Raw genomic sequence first — 17,431 nt, 5'->3', positions numbered from 1 at the left:
GTTGGCTATTGCCTTATTGACTGAATATAAAGTAGTTTTGATGATAATTACTTTTGTTTCTAGGCAGGTCATTCTATGTCACCTTCAATGCCAGTATCCCAACAGGTTTCAAAGCAACATAAGGCGTTTTTGCGTAAGCTCTATTTAGCGCACTTAATGGATGACGATCGCCATAATCTTTTATCACTCAATAAGTTAACTGGAATGCCGCGCCGCACCTTACAGGATGCCATCGCCGCATTTGAGGATATAGGTATTCGAGTCGAGTTTGTCCAGGAAGGCAGTCGTAACAATGCAGGTTATTACCGCATAGTGACATGGGGGCCAATCAGTAGTGCATGGGTTGATACCCATCTCACTGAAATCGCCGATCTGATTGGTGTTGTTGAGAGTGGCGAAACGGCAGCATGAAGCGGTAAGTTCTGAGTTCGGCAATCACGTCATAACATAATAGGCGGCAAATCCTGCCCAACTTAGCACGAGTAGAGCGATAGCAACCCAAGTGGCTCGGGTGAACTGACTCTGGGAGTCGATGATCTCGTCAGCATCGTCTAGATTATCTATGTCATTCACTGTGCGAGATTTCGCTTTCAACTGTTGTTTACGGGCTTTATCTCGCTCACGGGCTTTGGCTTTAAGCAGTTTTTTATACTCGGCGATGCCTTTTTCAATCCCTTGGGCAATGAGCTTAGTTTGCTCTTTAGTTTGTCCTGGCTTTTGAGTGGCTTTGGCTGCGACCAGTGCTTCTTGCTGAGTTTCTGTCGAGATAGTGGGTTTCATCTGGATTCTGCCTGATTTAATGCGACTTAAGTTAACGCGACTTAAGTGAATGCGGCTTAAGTTAATGCGGTTTGAGTTAACGCGCCTGCGGCTGAAATATACTCGTGAATACGAGAGTCAATATGCCCGCGAAGCTGCTCGCTAATCTGTTCCTAAAAAAGCGTGCGAAAAGTGTCAGCGCCAGATTATACCCGCATTAGACATTAAAACTTACAGCCAATATCTTCATTTCATTAAAAAATCAGTGGATGCCCGCCTTGTGGTGCAGCAAGGTACACAGGTTCATAGTCCCATACTTCACGAATGGTATCGACCGACAAGGCTTCCGCTGGCGTGCCTTCGCTCACGATTCGCCCTTGTTTTAATACGATTAATTGATCGCTATAGCGAGCGGCTTGGTTAAGGTCGTGCAGTACCACTATCACAGTGTACGCGTGCTGATGAGCTAAGTTTTGGGCTAACTCAAGCACTCTGTGTTGCTGGGCGAGATCTAATGCCGATGTTGGCTCATCGAGTAACAGTATGGGCGGGAATGGCGATTGACTGAGTTGAGTCAAGACGCGGGCGAGCTGGACTCGCTGCTTCTCCCCTCCCGATAGCGTTGGGTAACTGCGCTTGGCGAGATGAGTTAGCCCCACTTGTGCCAGCTGCTCGGCAACTAAGGTTTCCCCCTCTTTATGACTAATGGTTAAGGGGTAAAGACCCATAGCGACCACTTCAGATACTGTGAAGGGAAACGTGAGACTGGCGTGTTGTGGCAGCACGGCTAAGGATTTTGCCAGCTCGCCCCTAGGCCAATCCGCCAGCTGGCTATGGCCTAGACGGATACTTTGCCTTGGTGTGCTGATTTCTTGGCAAAGGGCTTTGAGTAGCGTCGATTTACCCGCGCCATTGGGGCCGAGTAGGGCGGTTACTGCACTGGGTTTAAATTGCACATTTATATCGCTGAGCACCATTTTCTGCCCAATGCTGACATCGAGCTTGCTAATGCTGAGCTTGGTGCGTTCAAACTGCGCATGGGTTGAATGAGTTAGATGCGCTCTTGGGGCTAATATTGAATCTGATCTTGATTCTGATTTGGCATAGGAAGTGGCAGTCATAACGCCTCGCTTAGATGAGCTTACTGCGTTGTTGCAGTAGTAAGAAGATGAAGAATGGCGCACCTATGATGGCGGTTACTAATCCAACGGGTAACTCTGCTGGTGGTAAGAAGGCGCGGGCGCCGATATCGGCCAAGGCTAATAGGGCGGCACCTAAAAGTGCACTGATGGGCAGCAGTTGACGATGATCTGGCCCTAACATCATCCGCACTAAATGCGGCACCACTAGGCCGATAAAGCCAATAATGCCTGTCGCCGCGACACTTACGCCAACGCCTAAGGCGCAAAGTAAAATGAGTCTCAGCTTAAGCTTATCGACATCTATCCCTAAGTGACGCGCTTCGGATTCACCAAGTAGCAAGGCATTGAGCGCCGCCGCATCTTGGCGAAATCGCCAGCTTAGTAATGCTAACGTCACGAGGCACAGGCTGACATACATCCACTGCGCACCTGCTATCGAGCCCATTTGCCACAAGGTTAAATCACGTAGCGCCATATCGTTAGCAAGGTACGTGAGCATGCCAATTCCTGCGCCTGCCAGTGCCGCAATAGCAACCCCTGATAGCAGTAACAACACGACCGATGTTCCGGTTGGGCTACTGGCGAGGCGATAGACAACAAGGGTGGTGATTAAACCCGATACAAAGGCACTGATGGGGATCATGAATGGATTTACATTGGGTAACAGCACGATACAGATGGCCGCGCCCAGCGCTGCGCCAGATGACACCCCGATAATACCGGGATCGGCCAAGGGATTACGAAACAGCCCCTGCATTACAGCGCCGCACTGGGCGAGCGTAGCGCCTACCGCCAGTGCCAATAATGTCCGTGGCAGGCGCACAGTGTTGACCACCAGTTGCTCGTGGGGCGCAATATTGCCTATGTTTTGCTGAGTCGCCCAATTAAGCACAGCGCTTAGGGCATCCACTAGGCTGATACTGACAGGGCCTGTGCTGACCGAGAGTAAGCAGCTTAGGACTAACAGTGTGACTAAACCGGGCCAGAGCCAGCGATTGAGGAACATCTCAACTATCCTTTCTATTTTTATCAGGTGACTCATAAGTTGTGTGAGTCAGTGGTGCAAATCAGTGAGTCCGATTAGTGGCTCATACAAGCCATTCAAATAAGTGACTCATATAATCAACATGAGCCCCCTGAGTAGTGACGGTATTCGTTACTATGCAGGTTACTGATTTTGTTTGAGCAACGTGCTAGCAAGCGTATCGGCTGCGCTAATGGCGCTGATGCCTAAACCGCCGAGAAGGGCTTGTGGCGCGAGTGTTTGTATATGGCCATTTTTACCCGCAGGAGTATGAGCGAGTAGCGGCATCTCTTTCATCAGTTCTTGGGCAATGTGCGCGTTGGTTTGCTCTGTGGGTTTATCGCTGCGCTTTGACAGTAAAATAATGTCGGGCTGCAAGGACAAAATCCCTTCCTGAGACATACTTTTGTAGCCATCAAACTCGGCGATATTCTGTGCGCCTGATAGCGCGATAATGGTATCAGCGGCAGTGCCTTTACCGCCGACCCGTGCGCCACGGCCTTCTTGTAGCAGCATAAAGAGGATTTTTGGCTGAGCGCCAGCATCGCTTATTTGCTGTTTTTTATCCGCCAAGCTTTGCAGTTGTTGATGTAAGTCCTGCTTTAACTTAATGGCGTTATCTGGGCGATTGAGTAATTGACCTAAGGTATCCACATTGCTCATTAGCTGCGGCTCATCGTTCGTTGCGGGTAACTGCACAACTTGGATATGGGCTTGTTTTAATACATTGAGCGTGGTCTCAGGCCCCATGACATCCGAGCCGACAACGAGTGTTGGCGAGAGCGCAATAATGCCTTCGGCGGAGAGCATTCTGTGATAGCCAAGCTTAGCCACATGGCTTAAACCTTCAGGTACATAGCTGGTGGAATCTATGGCAACCAGCTCATTGCCCGCATCGAGGGCGAGCACGAGCTCAGTGACGCCCGTGCCCGCACTCACGAGTCTTATCTCACTTTCAGTACTTTCCACATCGGTCTCAGCACTAAAGGCGCTGGGCGATAGCAAAGCCGACAATGCAGAGACGATAACTACCACTTTGCTTAATGATATTTTAGTTGCTTGAAACAACATGGTTAAACTCCTAATAAAAACTGGTTCGCCACAGGCTTAGATACTGTTTTTAGTCTCTGACTTTCAAAATCTTGGCTTTAAAAATCAGTACATTAAATCCAGGAACGTAAAGCAATGCTTTACGGCCTGCATGTTTTGTTTTGGTTATGGTCTTGTCAGAAAGGCAACATTAGTTGTGTCTCTGATTCATTATTTAGCTTGCCTATTTGGCTTTGGGGGCAGATAGCGAGTTAGGCAAGGCGCTAATGCTCCATTAATATTTGGGTCTGGCTGATGGACAGCGTCTGCAGCAGCGCGAGCAGTTGCATCAAGGGCTCCACTGGCGCGGCCTTATCGGCGGCAATAACAACGGTCGCCTCTGGCATAGTCTTAAAATGTGCGGTAAACGCGGCGGTAAAAGTCGCTAAATCATCAAATGTCTCACTATCTATTGCCCAATAAGGCGCTGTCGCCATGATATTGATGGCAATCGTTGGCTTGTTGTCGACTGCCGTGATGGCCGAACTTGGGCTTTGCGGCACATCCACCGGTAAGCTGAGTAGTTGGCTGTTTGCCGTCAGTAGTAGAAATACCAACACGATAAAAATAATGTCGATTAACGCGGTTAAATCTAGGCTCGGAAGTTGCTCAGGCGAAGCAATGCCAGCCTGCGAACGCTGTGATGCATCTGCACTTATCATGTCTGTGACTCAATCTGAGTATGGGAGTTGAATGCCGACTTTTGCTCAGTGCTGCTAGAGCGACTGTTACTGCTGACTTTGCTGAATGCTTGGTATTGATTGCTATCGATTGAAATATCTTCGATACCCGCTAACCAGAGATTGAGTTGATTGAGCACGTGCCCTGCGCGCAGACATTGTCCTTGAGCCCAAATGCCAAATAGATGGGCGGCGGTAATCGCGGGCACGGCGATAATAAGCCCGGCAGCTGTGGTGTTCATCGCAAGGCCGAGTCCAGCGCTGAGTTGCGTTGGGGTAACTGGGCCTTGTGATTGCCCAAGCTGAGCAAACATGTCGATGAGACCTAGCACTGTGCCAAGTAGGCCGAGTAATGGGCTGATAATGCCAATCACTTGCAGAACCTTAAGCCCGGCTTGCAAGTCGCGTTGCTGTTTGTTGAGCCACAGACTGAGCAATTCTTCCCTTAGCACTTTGGGCTGGTGGACTTGTTTGAGTAACAAAGTAGCGCCACGGGCGAGTAAATCTTGTTGTGCGCTGGTTTGTGCGAGCAGCACGCTGACGTTTTCAGTGGTCGCCGCCGAGCTTGATTGACGCAATGCCTTTATCCAAGCCTGTTTTTTGGGCCAGATTGACAGCAGAGTTTGATGCAAAAACAAGGCGCTACGTTCAAGGCAGATCATCAAAGCTAAAAAAGCACATAACAACAAGGGCCAAGTCAGCACGCCAAGTTGTGTCTGTAGGGTTGAGAAATCAGTTACGGGCATTAAGCCTCTCCAATCGATTGAAAAATCAGTTTTATACGTCATTGAGTGAATCAAAAAGTGAGCTTTACTATGGTTAGCTTTCAGCAATAAGATTAAGGCCCGCTAGTTAAGCGCGAAACGAATCGGCACTCTGACCTTGTAATGACTCGCTAGCCTTGGCGTCGGCGCCGCAAATTGCCAGTTCTCAACTGCAGCAATTGCTGCCTGATCAAGCAGGCTAAATCCTGAGCTTGTGACTAACGTCAGCGCCAGTTGCTCGCCAAGTTCGTTAAACATCACTTCTATGGTTGCAGTGCCTTCGAGTCCTTTCTTACGCGCTATTCGCGGATAAGTCGGTTGTGGTGGCGCTGTAGCAAACAGCGGTTTGGCTAATTCCACTATGTTGGTTTGGAGGCTGTCGTTAACAGGGGCATTGTCAGATGCTGCACTGGCTACATTTTGGGGCGTTTTTGCATCTAGTTCGGCAGTGTTAGCAATTAAATCCGTTAGTTCTTGTGCTGTTTTAGGCTCTGTTTTTAGCTCTAATTCTTGCTCTACATGTTCGGACCGCTTGTGTGCTAAAGCGCTCGTCCCTGATGGAGTTGTATCTGGATGACTTTGAGTCGTGGTTTTTTCGATTGAAGGTTTCTTAGCTAACTGGCTGCCAATTCGTTGATCAGCTTTGGCTTTTTCAACGGCCTCGATAACCGTCTTATCGACAGATTCTGCTGTTGATACTTTTCGCACTGTGCTGTTTACGCTTGCTAGCTTGGATTCTGTTTGCGTTATGGGCTCGACATTGGCGTTGCTGCTTGTCGTGCTCGTCGCAGCAGAAAAATTGAGGGTGACACGATTTGCGCTCGGAGCGTTCGCCACTTGATTTACACTCGATGCTTGGGCGCTTTGCTGCATAGTGATAGCGGGTTGCGAGGCGATAACCCCCGTTTGTATGGCAACAGTTAACGCGCCAAAGGCAAGATATCGTTTTGGTGTCACAGCAACCTCTTTTCCCCAATAAAGCACTTCTGCTCATTTATCTTCGCTAATTAAGATATCTCAATATAAACAAGATCGCAAATGATAATGATTTGCATTTGATCTATTTTATTATCTCAGGTAGAGTGCCTGCAATAGCTCGAATGAGCGCTTAAAAAAACAGCTAAACCGGTAATTCATCCTACTTTATGGGGGCTGATTACCTTGGACTCGATTAGGAAGGGGCTCAAGTTTGCAAGAGCCAAATTTGGAATGGAACATCTATAACAGACTCAATCTTAAAAGGATTGGCGTCTGGAAAGAGAGTCTGGGGTCAGTATTGAATTGCACGGATATAGCTGATTATCACTTGAGGATGAAGAGATGAAGAAAAAGCCGTTAGTGATCGCAATGGCGATAGCACTGAGCAGTACGGCCCTAAGTTTTACGTTAGCGGCAGAAGAAAATGTGAAGCCAGTTGTTCAAGGCGATGCGGATAAAAAACTCGTTACAACTGAGTTTGATGAAGTGTTAGTGAGTGCAACCCGCATCAGCGAGAAATCCTCCGAAACCAGCCGCAGCGTAGCCGTGGTGGGTGAAGAGCAACTTGCGGTTGCTCAAGCATCATCCGTGGCTAATGCCCTTAAAAACGAGGCCAATATTACGCTGACAAATGGCCCAAGAGCTTCATCTCAGGGGGTTGAAATCCGTGGTTTAAGTGGCAGTCGAGTACTGCAAACTATTGACGGAGCAAGACAAAATACCGACTCTGGCCACAGAGCAACTTTCTTTATGGACCCTGAGTTACTGAAATCCATTGAAGTGCTGCGCGGTCCAGCCAGTAGTTTGTGGGGCAGTGGCGCACTGGGTGGTGTCGTCGCGCAAAATACTAAGTCGGCACAAGACTTTTTAGCGCCAGATGAGACCTTTGGTGGCTATTTCAAACAAGGTTATGAAACCAATGGCTCGCGCACTAAAACCAGTGGCGCGATTTATGGTCGACAAGACAGTATCGATTGGTTATTGAACGGCTCTTACACCGACTCTAACAATATCAAAACCGGTAATGACGAAACCCTCAGCAACAGTGCATCTCATGGCAGCAGTGGTTTAGCTAAATTTGGTTGGCAAGCTGATGAAGCATCACGCTTAGAGTTATCTGCTAGAGTTAATAAGATCAATGAATTAGTGCCAAGTAATCCTTCTGCGGCAGCCAGTAATTCAGTGCCTTTGGTGCGTCGCAAGACAGACGATCAAAATATCACCTTAGATTACAGTTTTAATCCTGCCAATAACCCGTATCTGGATACTAAGATGCAAGTGTATTGGAACAGTACCGACTACGATGAAGACCGCATCACTAAGGGCCAGCTAGACAGCACTGAGTACCGCACTGTGGGGATTAACCTCAATAACAGTTCGCGCTTGGGCAATACTTTATTGACCTACGGCGTTGATGGTTTTCGCGATACCATAGAAACAACCCGTGATGATTCGGGTCAAGTGGGCCAGCGTCCGGGAAATATTGATGGTGAAACCACAGTATGGGGCGCTTTTACGCGGGCAGATATTGAGCTGACTAAGACGTTAAATCTGGATGCAGGTCTGCGTTATGACAGCTTTAAAAATGACAGTAATAACCTCAATTTATCCTCAGATGACAATGAGTTATCCCCGTCGCTAGGGCTAGTTTGGCAGACTCAATCTTGGTTGACCTTAAGCGCACGTTACGATCAAGCCTTCCGCGCACCTTCGGTAGAGGAAATGTATTCTAGCGGCACCCATTACTGCATTCCACCTATACCGGGATTCTTGCCCCAAGGTCTATGCAACACCTTTGCGACCAATCCGGATCTAAAGTCTGAAAAAGCCCGTAACAAAGAAATCAAAGCAGACTTACGTTTCAGTGAGTTAGCCGGTGATGATGAATTAGCGTTGACGTTCAACATCTTCCGTAACGATGTGGACGATTTTATCGTGCAGCAAGTGTCTAATCCTTGGCATGGCATTCCTGGATTCGAGCAAACGACTTCATGGAATAACGTTGAGGATGCACGTTTAACAGGTTTTGAAATAAGCGGCCGTTATCGTATTGGCCAAACTCGTTTAGCGATGAATTACGGCCAAACCCATGGTGAAGATCGTCAAACGGGCGGCGATATTGAAGGTATACCCGCCAATAAATTCAATGTCGATTTATCCCAAGGCATTATGGAAGGTGACATGAAACTCGGCACTCGCGTTACCTATGTAGCGACGCAGTCGAATACACCTGACGGTAATAGAGTGGCGAAATACGACGATTACACCCTATGGGATGTGTATGTTGCATGGGAGCCGACTATGGGCGCCATGGCGGGTGTGAGAGTGGATTTCGCCATCGAAAACATCGGCGACGAGAAATACCTACAAGCGTGGCAAACCTTGTATCAACCGGGCCGTAATATGAAGTTATCGGCGCGCTACATGTTCTAAGTCACTCTATAGCTACCAGCTGGAGACAGTAAAATGAAGATGACACTCGATACTGAGCTTGATGTTGCGCCAGATTTAGGCTCTGAGCAACGTCAGCTAAGTGAGCAGCAGGCGCAACTGCGACAACGATTTGAGCAACAAGCTGATTTGATGCCAGCACAGCTCGCCAGTGAATTAGGCATTGCCGAGCTTGAAGTGGTTGCAGCGCTGCCGCCCGAACAAGTGGTGTTTGTGCCGTTAACTCAGCTCGATACCTTACTGCAAGCCTTACCCAAATGGGGAAAGTTAACCACTATTGTGATGTTATCTGGCAGCGTATTTGAATTTAAAGGGGATTTCCCCGAGGGAAAATACGCCCACGGTTATTACAACCTCTACAGCAAGGGCGACGGTGTGCATGGTCATCTCAAATTAGATGTCATGCGCGGCATCGCCTTGATCAGTAGACCTTTTAGAGGCAGCGAGAGCCATTCGATTAACTTCTTCGGCAGCGAAGGGGAGGTCGTATTCAAAGTATATTTAGGTCGTGATAAACAAAGAGCGCTGTTTCCTGAGCAAGTTCGCCAATTTAAAGCACTCGCGACTGCCTTTGCCTCGGTGCAATCACATATCTGAATTGCAGCATTAACGACAGTATTTAAGGAACACAGCAAATGAAGCCTGAAATGACCGAACAAGAACAACGTTTAAGAGACAAGCTTTTACCTGAGATAGAAGCCTTCAAACAGCAAAGGGAAACCTTACAACTGGCCACGCTAGGTATTGATGGCCAGCCGAATGCGAGTTATGCACCCTTCGCACTGGCCGATGATGGTTTTTATATTCTGGTGAGTGACTTAGCTCGTCATGGTCATAACTTAAAGCACTCATCTAAGGTCTCTGTGATGCTAGTTGAGGATGAAACCGCCGCAAAATCGGTTTTTGCCCGCAAGCGTTTGACCTTCGATGCGATTGCCGAGGCCGTGCCCCGCGATACGCCGGCCTTTATTAAGGGCGTTGGTGTGTTATCGGCCCGTTTTGGTGAAATGTCCGATAACCTTGCGGCATTAACCGATTTTAACTTATACAAGCTCGCGCCCCATCAGGGTCTTTATGTGAAAGGTTTTGGCCAAGCATTTAGCCTGAGCGGCGCAGAGTTGTTAGATGTGGATTGGAAGCGTGATGGCCACCATGGCACGCCAAAAACGCCGGAAAACCAGCAAGTCGCTTAAGTCGCGCTAAGCGATGGCAATAAAACCAACCCGCACTCGCTGCGGGTTGGTTTTATGTTTTTCTTTTGAGTAAAACCACGCTTTGCCCTTGAATTTTCCCGCAACAGGTAGCATCTAATTGATATGCTTTAAGCAAAGCTGCGCGGTTAACGGCTTGCAGATGACCAGTTCAGGCGAATGTTATACTTGAATTGCCGTTCCCTACCGAAGGATATCACCCGTGACAGAGCCGACCGTCGAATTAGCCAAATCACCAAACCCCATTAAAGCGGGCGCAGAGCCATTGCCTGAAAAGTTAATTCCAGTCACGCCTACAATAAGCGCTGATGCATCGAAGGTTAAACCAACCTCGGCGCAGCAAAGATCGGTATTGCCTTGGATTATGGGGTTTCTTAAACCCTACAAACTGAAAGTCGTCGCGGCGATTATTTGCTTGATGATAGGCTCGCTCGCTTGGCTATCATTGGGCCAAGGTGTGCGCTTAATGGTCGATGAAGGCTTTGTGCGCGACAATGCGCAGCGGCTGAATGAAATCATACTGTTAGTGCTTGGGATTACCGCCGTCAGTGGCACAGCGGTGTTTTGCCGCTTCTATTTAATGACTTGGCTCGGCGAGCGGGTCAGTGCCGATATTCGTCTAACTGTTTACAATCAACTGCTTAAACTCTCGCCCGCCTTTTACGCTAAGGTGCGTACTGGCGAAGTGATCTCCCGTTTTACCGCCGACTCTACTTTGCTGCAAACCGTGGTGGGCTCGAGTTTATCTATGGCACTGCGCTCTAGTGTGACGGTACTTGGTGGTTTAGTCATGATGGGGATCACCAGCGTTAAGATGACCTTATTAGTGTTATTGGCTGTACCTTTAGTGTTGGGACCTGTGATCTTTTTCGGCCGTAAAGTGCGTACGCTGGCGCGAGAAAGCCAAGACAGGGTTGCCGATCTCGGCGCTTATGTTGATGAAACACTTCATGAAATTCATACGGTACAAGCCTATGGTCATGAAGATAAAGACCGTAGCTTATTCAATACCCGCGTCGAAGATGTGATGTCTGCGGCAAGCGGGCGGATCCGTTACCGTGCCTTGCTGATCTCAACCGTGATGTTTTTAAGTATCGCGGCGATTGCTATGGTGACTTGGGTCGGTGCCCACGATGTGATGGCGGGTAAGATGACGGGCGGCGAGTTATCCGCCTTTATGTTTTACGCTGTGATGGTTGCAGGCGCTGTGGCGACCATTAGCGAAGTAATCGGCGAAATTCAGCGGGCTTCTGGCGCCGCCGAGCGTTTAATTGAACTGGCTGAAACGCCAGTGGATATTCCCGTTGCAACTCATCCTATTGTTTTACCCGCCAAGGTCAGTGGCGAGTTAATGATTGAAGGACTCAACTTTGCCTATCCAGAGCATGATGCCTTAGTGCTAAAACAGCTCAATATGGCTATTGCCGCGGGTGAGCGGGTCGCCTTAGTCGGCCCAAGTGGCGCGGGTAAGAGTACCTTGTTCCAGTTATTGCAGCGCTTTTATGTGCCTAGCGCTGGCAGTATTCGACTGGAAGGAATTGATATTGCTAAGCTTCTGCCACATGACCTTCGGGCGCAGTTTGCTCTGGTGCCGCAGGACTCAGTGATTTTTGCGACCAGCGTACTTGAAAACGTGCGTTATGGCCGAGTCGATGCGACTGAGCAAGAAGTGATTGATGCTTGTATTGCAGCCCGTGCCCACGAGTTTATTAGCGAGTTTACTGACGGTTATCAAACCTATTTAGGTGAGCGTGGCGTGCGGCTTTCTGGTGGGCAAAAACAGCGGATCGCCATTGCACGGGCGATTTTAGCCGACAGACCCATATTGTTACTCGATGAAGCGACCAGCGCTTTAGATGCGGTAAGCGAGCAGAAAGTGAAGCAAGCGCTGGACGTATTGATGGCGGGTAAAACCACCTTGATTATTGCCCACCGCTTATCGACGGTAATCAATGCCGATAGGATTTTTGTGTTCGATAAGGGCGAGATTGTTGCCTGCGGACGCCACCAAGAGTTGATGCAATCCAATGCCTTATATCGTGAATTTGCCAGTCTGCAATTGTTAACCGAAGAGGCCAATGCCAGCGCCTTGAATGAGACAATTTAGGTAAAATAAAACCCAGTTGCTAGCTGAAACGCTCAAGCTAGCTCACTGGGTCTTTTATTGTGCTTTTGTTGCTAAGCTTTGTTAATCAGCTTTGTCTTTAAGTACTGCACTTTAAGTACTGCACTTTAAGTACTGCACTTTAAGTGCGGTCTCTAAGCTTTATCTTTTAGCTCGCGGCGCAGAATTTTACCTACGGTACTCTTAGGTAATTGCGTCATAAATTCAATGACTTTTGGCAATTTATAGGCGGTCAATTGCTCGCGGCAATAGGTTAGAATGGCCTCTTTAGCCTGTTGATGATCTTGGCTATCATCCTTGAGCACGATAAAGGCTTTAACCGCTTCGCCCGAGTGTTCATCTTTTACTCCCACCACGGCGCATTCGATCACACTTGGATGGCTCGCCAGCACGTTTTCCACCTCGTTGGGATAAACGTTAAAGCCTGAGACTATGATCATATCCTTTTTGCGATCCACAATTTGATGGAACCCTTCCGCTGTTGCTATGGCAATGTCACCGGTTTTAAAGAAACCTTCTGGAGTCATAGCATTGGCGGTTTCCTGCGGATTATTCCAATAACCTCGCATCACTTGTGGGCCGCGCGCGGCTAATTCTCCCGCTGTACCTAAGGGCACTTCAAGGTTGTTTTCATCTAAGAGTTTAACTTCAGTGCCAATCACAGGTTTACCAATAGTGCCAAGCTTTTGATAACCGGGCGCATTGAGTGAAATCACCGGTGAGGTTTCAGATAATCCATAACCTTCGCTGATCATATTGCCTGTGGTCTGTTGCCAAATATTCGCCGCTGCGGCAGTGAGTGCAGTGCCGCCAGAGATAGTGATTTTTAAGTGGCTAAAGTCCAGCGCCTTAAACTCGGGTTGATGGCATAGGGCGACAAACAGGGTATTGAGTCCTGCAAATCCCGTGAAGGGGTATTTGGCGAGTGTCTTAATTAAGCCACTAATATCACGCGGATTTGGAATTAATACCGAGCAACCGCCGCACTCGAAATACAGCACTAAGTTCACCATAAACGCATAAATGTGGTAAATCGGCAGCGGCGCAACAAAGATATCTTCCCCTTCGGTGATCACGCTCGCGATGCGGGATTTTACCTGCGCCGCATTGGCGAGCATATTGCCGTGGGTCAACATGGCACCTTTAGATAATCCTGTCGTGCCACCTGTGTATTGCAACGCCGAGAGGTCGTCGAGATTCGAGATAAATCGGCTAAAAGGGAGGTCAGCCCCTTGCTTTAAAATCTGACAAAACTCGACATTCTTAAGCCCTGTTTTTGGCTGCACATGCGGATCGATCAAATCTAAAGGATGGGTGGAGATGACGAGTTCTATTTGAGTGCTGTCGATGACTTTGGCCAAGGTCGGCAATAGGTCGGATAACACCACGAGCGCTTTAGCACCAGAATCATTGAACTGATGAATAAGCTCGCGCTCGGTATATAAGGGATTCGTATTAACAAGGATTAGCCCAGCCCTGATTGCGCCGTAGGCCGCGATGACAAATTGGGTGATATTGGGCAATTGAATGGCGATGCGATCGCCCGGTTTGAGTGTGGTCTTATTCTGTAAATAGGCGGCAAAGTAACGAGAGTCGCGTTCTATCTCATTAAAACTACTGGTTTTACCAAGGCAGGCATAGGCGGGTTTATCGCCATAACGTAGGCTGGTTTTCTCGATCAGATCGACCAGTGATGAGTAGTCTAGTGTGAGTTGAGAGTCTTGATCGTATGCCATGCTGAACTACCTCAAAGATGATGTTTATTAGTTGTTATTATTCTGGAGTTAAACAGGTGTTTAGATTAGAGGGTGTTAGCACTAGAGGTCAATGCTTATCGCGAAAAACATCGCTATGCCAATAACGGTATCTTTATGTAACAAATAGTATTTTTACTCTAAAGCTGAGGCGTTAACGATAGCGTAATTATCGTATCATCGATAAAGCGTAATAAAGCGTAAAGGGAGAGCATTCGAGATCTGTCTTTTGGGGATGAGTGTTTGATTTAGAACGGCGCTTAGGTTGATTCCCCAAGCGCCGATTTAGCGGTTAATGTAGACGGTTACCGATATTAACCGCTAAAAGAAGCCTAGGGACTGAAGAATCCAGTTTCTTGACTCACTTGCTGGCTTGGCTGCTTCACATCCGTCACCGAGAATTGGATCATTTTACGCCCCGAAGGGATGGCATCCTTATCGGCTAATACTGTTACTGGGTAGTCCACTTGCTCGCCCGCGGCCAAGGTAATAATAGGATCGGCAATCAAGCTAAAGGGCATTTCACTGTCGACGGCGAGTTGATACTGCTTAGTGTCCTGCGTTTTGTTGCGGATCTTCAGCTGATAGGTATTTTCAATCTTATTGTCAGCCGTTTCGCGGTACAGGCTCTGACGGTCTCGGATCACGTTAAGCTGGATCTCGCTGCGGCTATTTAAATCTAAACCTATCACTATCAGCATGATCACGACCGCTGCGCCATAGCCTAAGAATCGCGGCGAGCGCCAATAGGAGTAGTTGACTCCCTTAAGATCATTCTCACTCATGTAGCCGATAAGGTTCGGTTTATAATCGAATTTCAACATGGTTTCATTACAAGCATCGACACAGGCACCGCAGTTGATGCACTCATATTGCAAGCCGTTACGAATATCTATCCCTGTTGGGCAGACTTCGACACATAAATTACAGTCAACACAATCACCAAGATTACTCTCTCTGAGATTGGTTTCTTGCTTACGTTTACGCGGGCCGCGGGATTCACCGCGCTTGGCATCATAGGTCACGGTTTTAGTGTTGGCATCGAACATTACCGCTTGGAAACGTGAATAGGGGCAGCAATGTAGACACATTTGCTCACGCATCCAGCCCGCATTCAGATAAGTACAAATGGCGAAAAACCAGACCCAGCTAGTCACCCAAAAGCTGGCATTGCCCGTAAAAATGTCGATATAGAGTTCGCGGGCGGGTATGAAATAGCTGATAAAACCACAGCCAGTGAGCAGGGCGGCGAGACCCCAAAGTAAGTGCTTGGTGCTTCTTTTACCGATTTTGCTGCCAGACCAGGACGCTTTATCGAGTTGCTTGCGTTTGTTGCTGCTGCCTTCGATGCGCGTTTCTATCCACACATAGATAAAGGTCCACGCCGTTTGTGGGCAAAGATAACCGCACCAAACACGGCCCCAGAACACGGTAATAAAAAACAAACTAAAGGCCGCGGCGATAAAAATCCATGCAAGTAGGGTAAAGTCCTGTGGCCAGAGCGTGATGCCAAAGAAGAAAAACTGTTGCTGGCTGATATCTAACAATATCGCTTGGCGGCCATCGATGGAGATAAACGGTAGGGCGAAAAATAGCACGATCAGCAGGCTATTCATCATGGTTCGCAGGCGCTGAAAATCACCTTTCTGCTCACGAAAATGGATGTTGCCTGAGGGCGTATTGCTCCCTGTTGCAGTTTCGCTGGAGAGGATTTTAATCGGAATGTGCAGCTCGACTGAGGAAGGTTTCGCGCTCACACTTTTATTCACATTTGGAGAATTGGGGGTAACTTCGCTCTTGGGCATAAAAGGGTCCTAACGGCTTAAATAAGATTCGCCTCCCTATAGCAAGCGCTAGGCCAAGTTTTAACTGATTCAACCTTATGATATATATGGTTATTTTAATACTTTGGTTAGATGTTGATCGCGATATATCACACATTGGCGATATATCGCGTTTTTTGCTTGTGTGATTTGAGTTATATTTCACTCGATTGACGTTGGATCCCCAGTTTTTTCATCCGCGATCTCAGTGTACTTGCGGGAACGCCTAGCACATTCGCCGCGCCGAGTGGGCCGGATATTCGCCAGTTTAAACGCTTAAGGGTTTGTTCTATATGCAAGGCTTCCGCTTCTGCTAAGGTTTGTCCTTGGGCCTGAGCTAAGGGGTTATTGCTCGGCATCGCATGGATCTGCAAAATATCGCCTTGGGAAAGAATGGCTTCGCGTTCGAGAATATTTTGCAACTCGCGCACATTGCCCGGCCATGTGTAAGCCATCAGTTTTTGTAACCCTTTTTGGCTCACGCCGCGGATTTTTTTACCTAACTTACGATTCAAATTATGCAGTATATGGCTGACGAGTTCGGGGATATCTTCAATCCTCGCACGCAGTGGCGGTACTTGAATTGGGAATACATTCAAGCGGTAATAGAGATCCATCCGAAATAATCCTTGCTCGACTCGCTTGAGTAAGTCGTGGTGACTGGCGGCGACCAAGCGAATATCCACTTGTATGGTTTCGCTGCCTCCGAGGCGTTCGAAGGATTGCTCTTGGATGACCCGCAGTAGTTTTGATTGGGCTTCTAAACTGAGTTCTGCCACTTCGTCGAGGAACAGTGTGCCTTGGTGAGCAAGTTCGAAGCGACCTTTACGGCGGCTGGTGGCACCGGTAAATGCGCCTTTTTCGTGACCAAAGAGTTCACTTTCTAACAAGGATGCCGAAAACGCGGCGCAGTTGACACTGATCATAGGTTTATCTTTGCGGCGACTGAGTTGATGTAAGTTACGGGCTACAAGTTCTTTGCCTGTGCCATTTTCACCACAAATGAGCACAGTACTGTCGGTATTGGCTACCATATGCAATTGCTGGATCATGTGGCGGATCACGCTACTGCCACCCGAAATATCCACATCACCCGTTTTGTCAGCTAGTTCTGCCTGTAGGTAATGATTCTCGGAGGCAAGTCGCTCCGAGAGCGCTTGCACTTGCGCCAACGCTTGACGTAATGACTGCTCCGTTTGCTTTTGGATACTAATGTCACGAAATATCGCGACTACGCCAATGAGTTCATTATCACGGTAAACGGGCGTAGAACTGTAATGCACGGGAAAGCTACTCCCATCTTTACGCCAGAACACATCATGGGTGATTTCGCGGGTAATGCCATCCTTTAATGTGTTGTAAATTGGGCAATCTTCTTGGGGATAATGGCTACCATCGGCATGGCTGTGATGATGACAGTTATGGATATTTTTGCCCAGTAACTCTTCATTTTTCCAACCTGTCATGCGTTCAGCCGCGGGATTGATAAACACCGCATTCCCGCTTAAATCAAATCCATAAATACCTTCACCGACAGCGTTAAGCAGTAACTGATTTTCAGGCAAGAAATGCTTATCGACTGATTTTTGATTATTGACCGAAATCTTATTTGTCATCTGCGGTACTCAAGC

15 protein-coding genes are annotated in these 17,431 nt (G+C 48.0%); 5 read left to right on the top strand and 10 right to left on the bottom strand.

Annotation, left to right across the window (positions count from 1 at the left end):
* Nucleotides 1-75: 75 nt before the first annotated feature.
* Nucleotides 76-411, top strand: a complete 336-nt coding sequence (locus Q4Q57_RS02365) for a winged helix-turn-helix domain-containing protein (protein WP_311889563.1) — start codon at nt 76-78, stop codon at nt 409-411.
* Between the two features lie 24 nt (nt 412-435).
* On the opposite strand, the gene Q4Q57_RS02360 is transcribed toward Q4Q57_RS02365, so the two are convergent.
* The 7 genes from Q4Q57_RS02360 to Q4Q57_RS02330 form a co-directional block, all read right to left on the bottom strand.
* Nucleotides 436-780, bottom strand: coding sequence for a DUF2956 domain-containing protein (locus Q4Q57_RS02360; RefSeq protein ID WP_311889561.1), 345 nt, complete (start codon nt 778-780; stop codon nt 436-438).
* 233 nt (nt 781-1,013) lie between these two features.
* Nucleotides 1,014-1,880, bottom strand: a complete 867-nt coding sequence (locus tag Q4Q57_RS02355; protein WP_311889559.1) for a heme ABC transporter ATP-binding protein — start codon at nt 1,878-1,880, stop codon at nt 1,014-1,016.
* A 10-nt stretch (nt 1,881-1,890) separates the two neighbouring features.
* Entirely contained in the window at nt 1,891-2,907 is a 1,017-nt protein-coding gene (locus Q4Q57_RS02350) for an iron ABC transporter permease (RefSeq protein ID WP_311889557.1), read from the bottom strand.
* Between the two features lie 162 nt (nt 2,908-3,069).
* Complete coding sequence (locus Q4Q57_RS02345; RefSeq protein WP_311889555.1) at nt 3,070-3,996, bottom strand: ABC transporter substrate-binding protein; 927 nt, start codon at nt 3,994-3,996, stop codon at nt 3,070-3,072.
* A 242-nt stretch (nt 3,997-4,238) separates the two neighbouring features.
* Nucleotides 4,239-4,676 (bottom strand): biopolymer transporter ExbD, encoded by a 438-nt coding sequence (locus tag Q4Q57_RS02340; RefSeq protein WP_311889553.1) that lies wholly within the window; start codon nt 4,674-4,676, stop codon nt 4,239-4,241.
* Nucleotides 4,673-5,440: a MotA/TolQ/ExbB proton channel family protein gene (locus Q4Q57_RS02335; protein ID WP_311889551.1), complete on the bottom strand. Its 768-nt coding sequence runs from the start codon at nt 5,438-5,440 to the stop codon at nt 4,673-4,675. Before Q4Q57_RS02335 ends, Q4Q57_RS02340 begins: the two co-directional genes overlap by 4 nt.
* A gap of 102 nt (nt 5,441-5,542) precedes the next feature.
* A complete protein-coding gene (locus tag Q4Q57_RS02330) occupies nt 5,543-6,415 on the bottom strand; it encodes a TonB family protein (RefSeq protein WP_311889549.1) in 873 nt (290 codons plus the stop codon).
* Nucleotides 6,416-6,778: 363 nt separating this feature from the next.
* On the opposite strand from Q4Q57_RS02330, the gene Q4Q57_RS02325 reads away from it, so the two are divergent.
* From Q4Q57_RS02325 to Q4Q57_RS02310, 4 genes are all read left to right on the top strand, one after another.
* Nucleotides 6,779-8,869, top strand: coding sequence for a TonB-dependent hemoglobin/transferrin/lactoferrin family receptor (locus Q4Q57_RS02325; RefSeq protein ID WP_311889547.1), 2,091 nt, complete (start codon nt 6,779-6,781; stop codon nt 8,867-8,869).
* A gap of 33 nt (nt 8,870-8,902) precedes the next feature.
* Entirely contained in the window at nt 8,903-9,484 is a 582-nt protein-coding gene (gene hutX, locus Q4Q57_RS02320) for a heme utilization cystosolic carrier protein HutX (RefSeq protein WP_311889546.1), read from the top strand.
* A 38-nt stretch (nt 9,485-9,522) separates the two neighbouring features.
* Complete coding sequence (gene hutZ, locus Q4Q57_RS02315) at nt 9,523-10,080, top strand: heme utilization protein HutZ (RefSeq protein ID WP_107402482.1); 558 nt, start codon at nt 9,523-9,525, stop codon at nt 10,078-10,080.
* Nucleotides 10,081-10,300: 220 nt separating this feature from the next.
* Nucleotides 10,301-12,205 carry an ABC transporter transmembrane domain-containing protein gene (locus Q4Q57_RS02310; protein WP_012088464.1) on the top strand — a complete coding sequence of 635 codons (1,905 nt, stop codon included), beginning with the start codon at nt 10,301-10,303 and terminating at the stop codon, nt 12,203-12,205.
* 152 nt (nt 12,206-12,357) lie between these two features.
* Here Q4Q57_RS02310 and Q4Q57_RS02305 read toward each other — a convergent pair whose 3' ends face one another.
* The 3 genes from Q4Q57_RS02305 to Q4Q57_RS02295 all read right to left on the bottom strand — a co-directional run bounded on the left by Q4Q57_RS02305 (nt 12,358) and on the right by Q4Q57_RS02295 (nt 17,416).
* Nucleotides 12,358-13,959, bottom strand: coding sequence for an AMP-binding protein (locus tag Q4Q57_RS02305; RefSeq protein ID WP_311889545.1), 1,602 nt, complete (start codon nt 13,957-13,959; stop codon nt 12,358-12,360).
* A 350-nt stretch (nt 13,960-14,309) separates the two neighbouring features.
* Nucleotides 14,310-15,782, bottom strand: a complete 1,473-nt coding sequence (ccoG, locus tag Q4Q57_RS02300; RefSeq protein WP_311889544.1) for a cytochrome c oxidase accessory protein CcoG — start codon at nt 15,780-15,782, stop codon at nt 14,310-14,312.
* 173 nt (nt 15,783-15,955) lie between these two features.
* On the bottom strand, nt 15,956-17,416 hold the full coding sequence (locus tag Q4Q57_RS02295; RefSeq protein WP_107946700.1) for a sigma-54-dependent Fis family transcriptional regulator: 1,461 nt from the start codon (nt 17,414-17,416) through the stop codon (nt 15,956-15,958).
* Nucleotides 17,417-17,431 lie beyond the last annotated feature (15 nt).

Source organism: Shewanella sp. SP2S2-6, assembly GCF_031931965.1.
GTDB lineage: Bacteria > Pseudomonadota > Gammaproteobacteria > Enterobacterales > Shewanellaceae > Shewanella > Shewanella baltica.
Note: the sequence above shows the minus strand (reverse complement) of the source record. Positions and strands in the feature narration are given on the sequence as shown.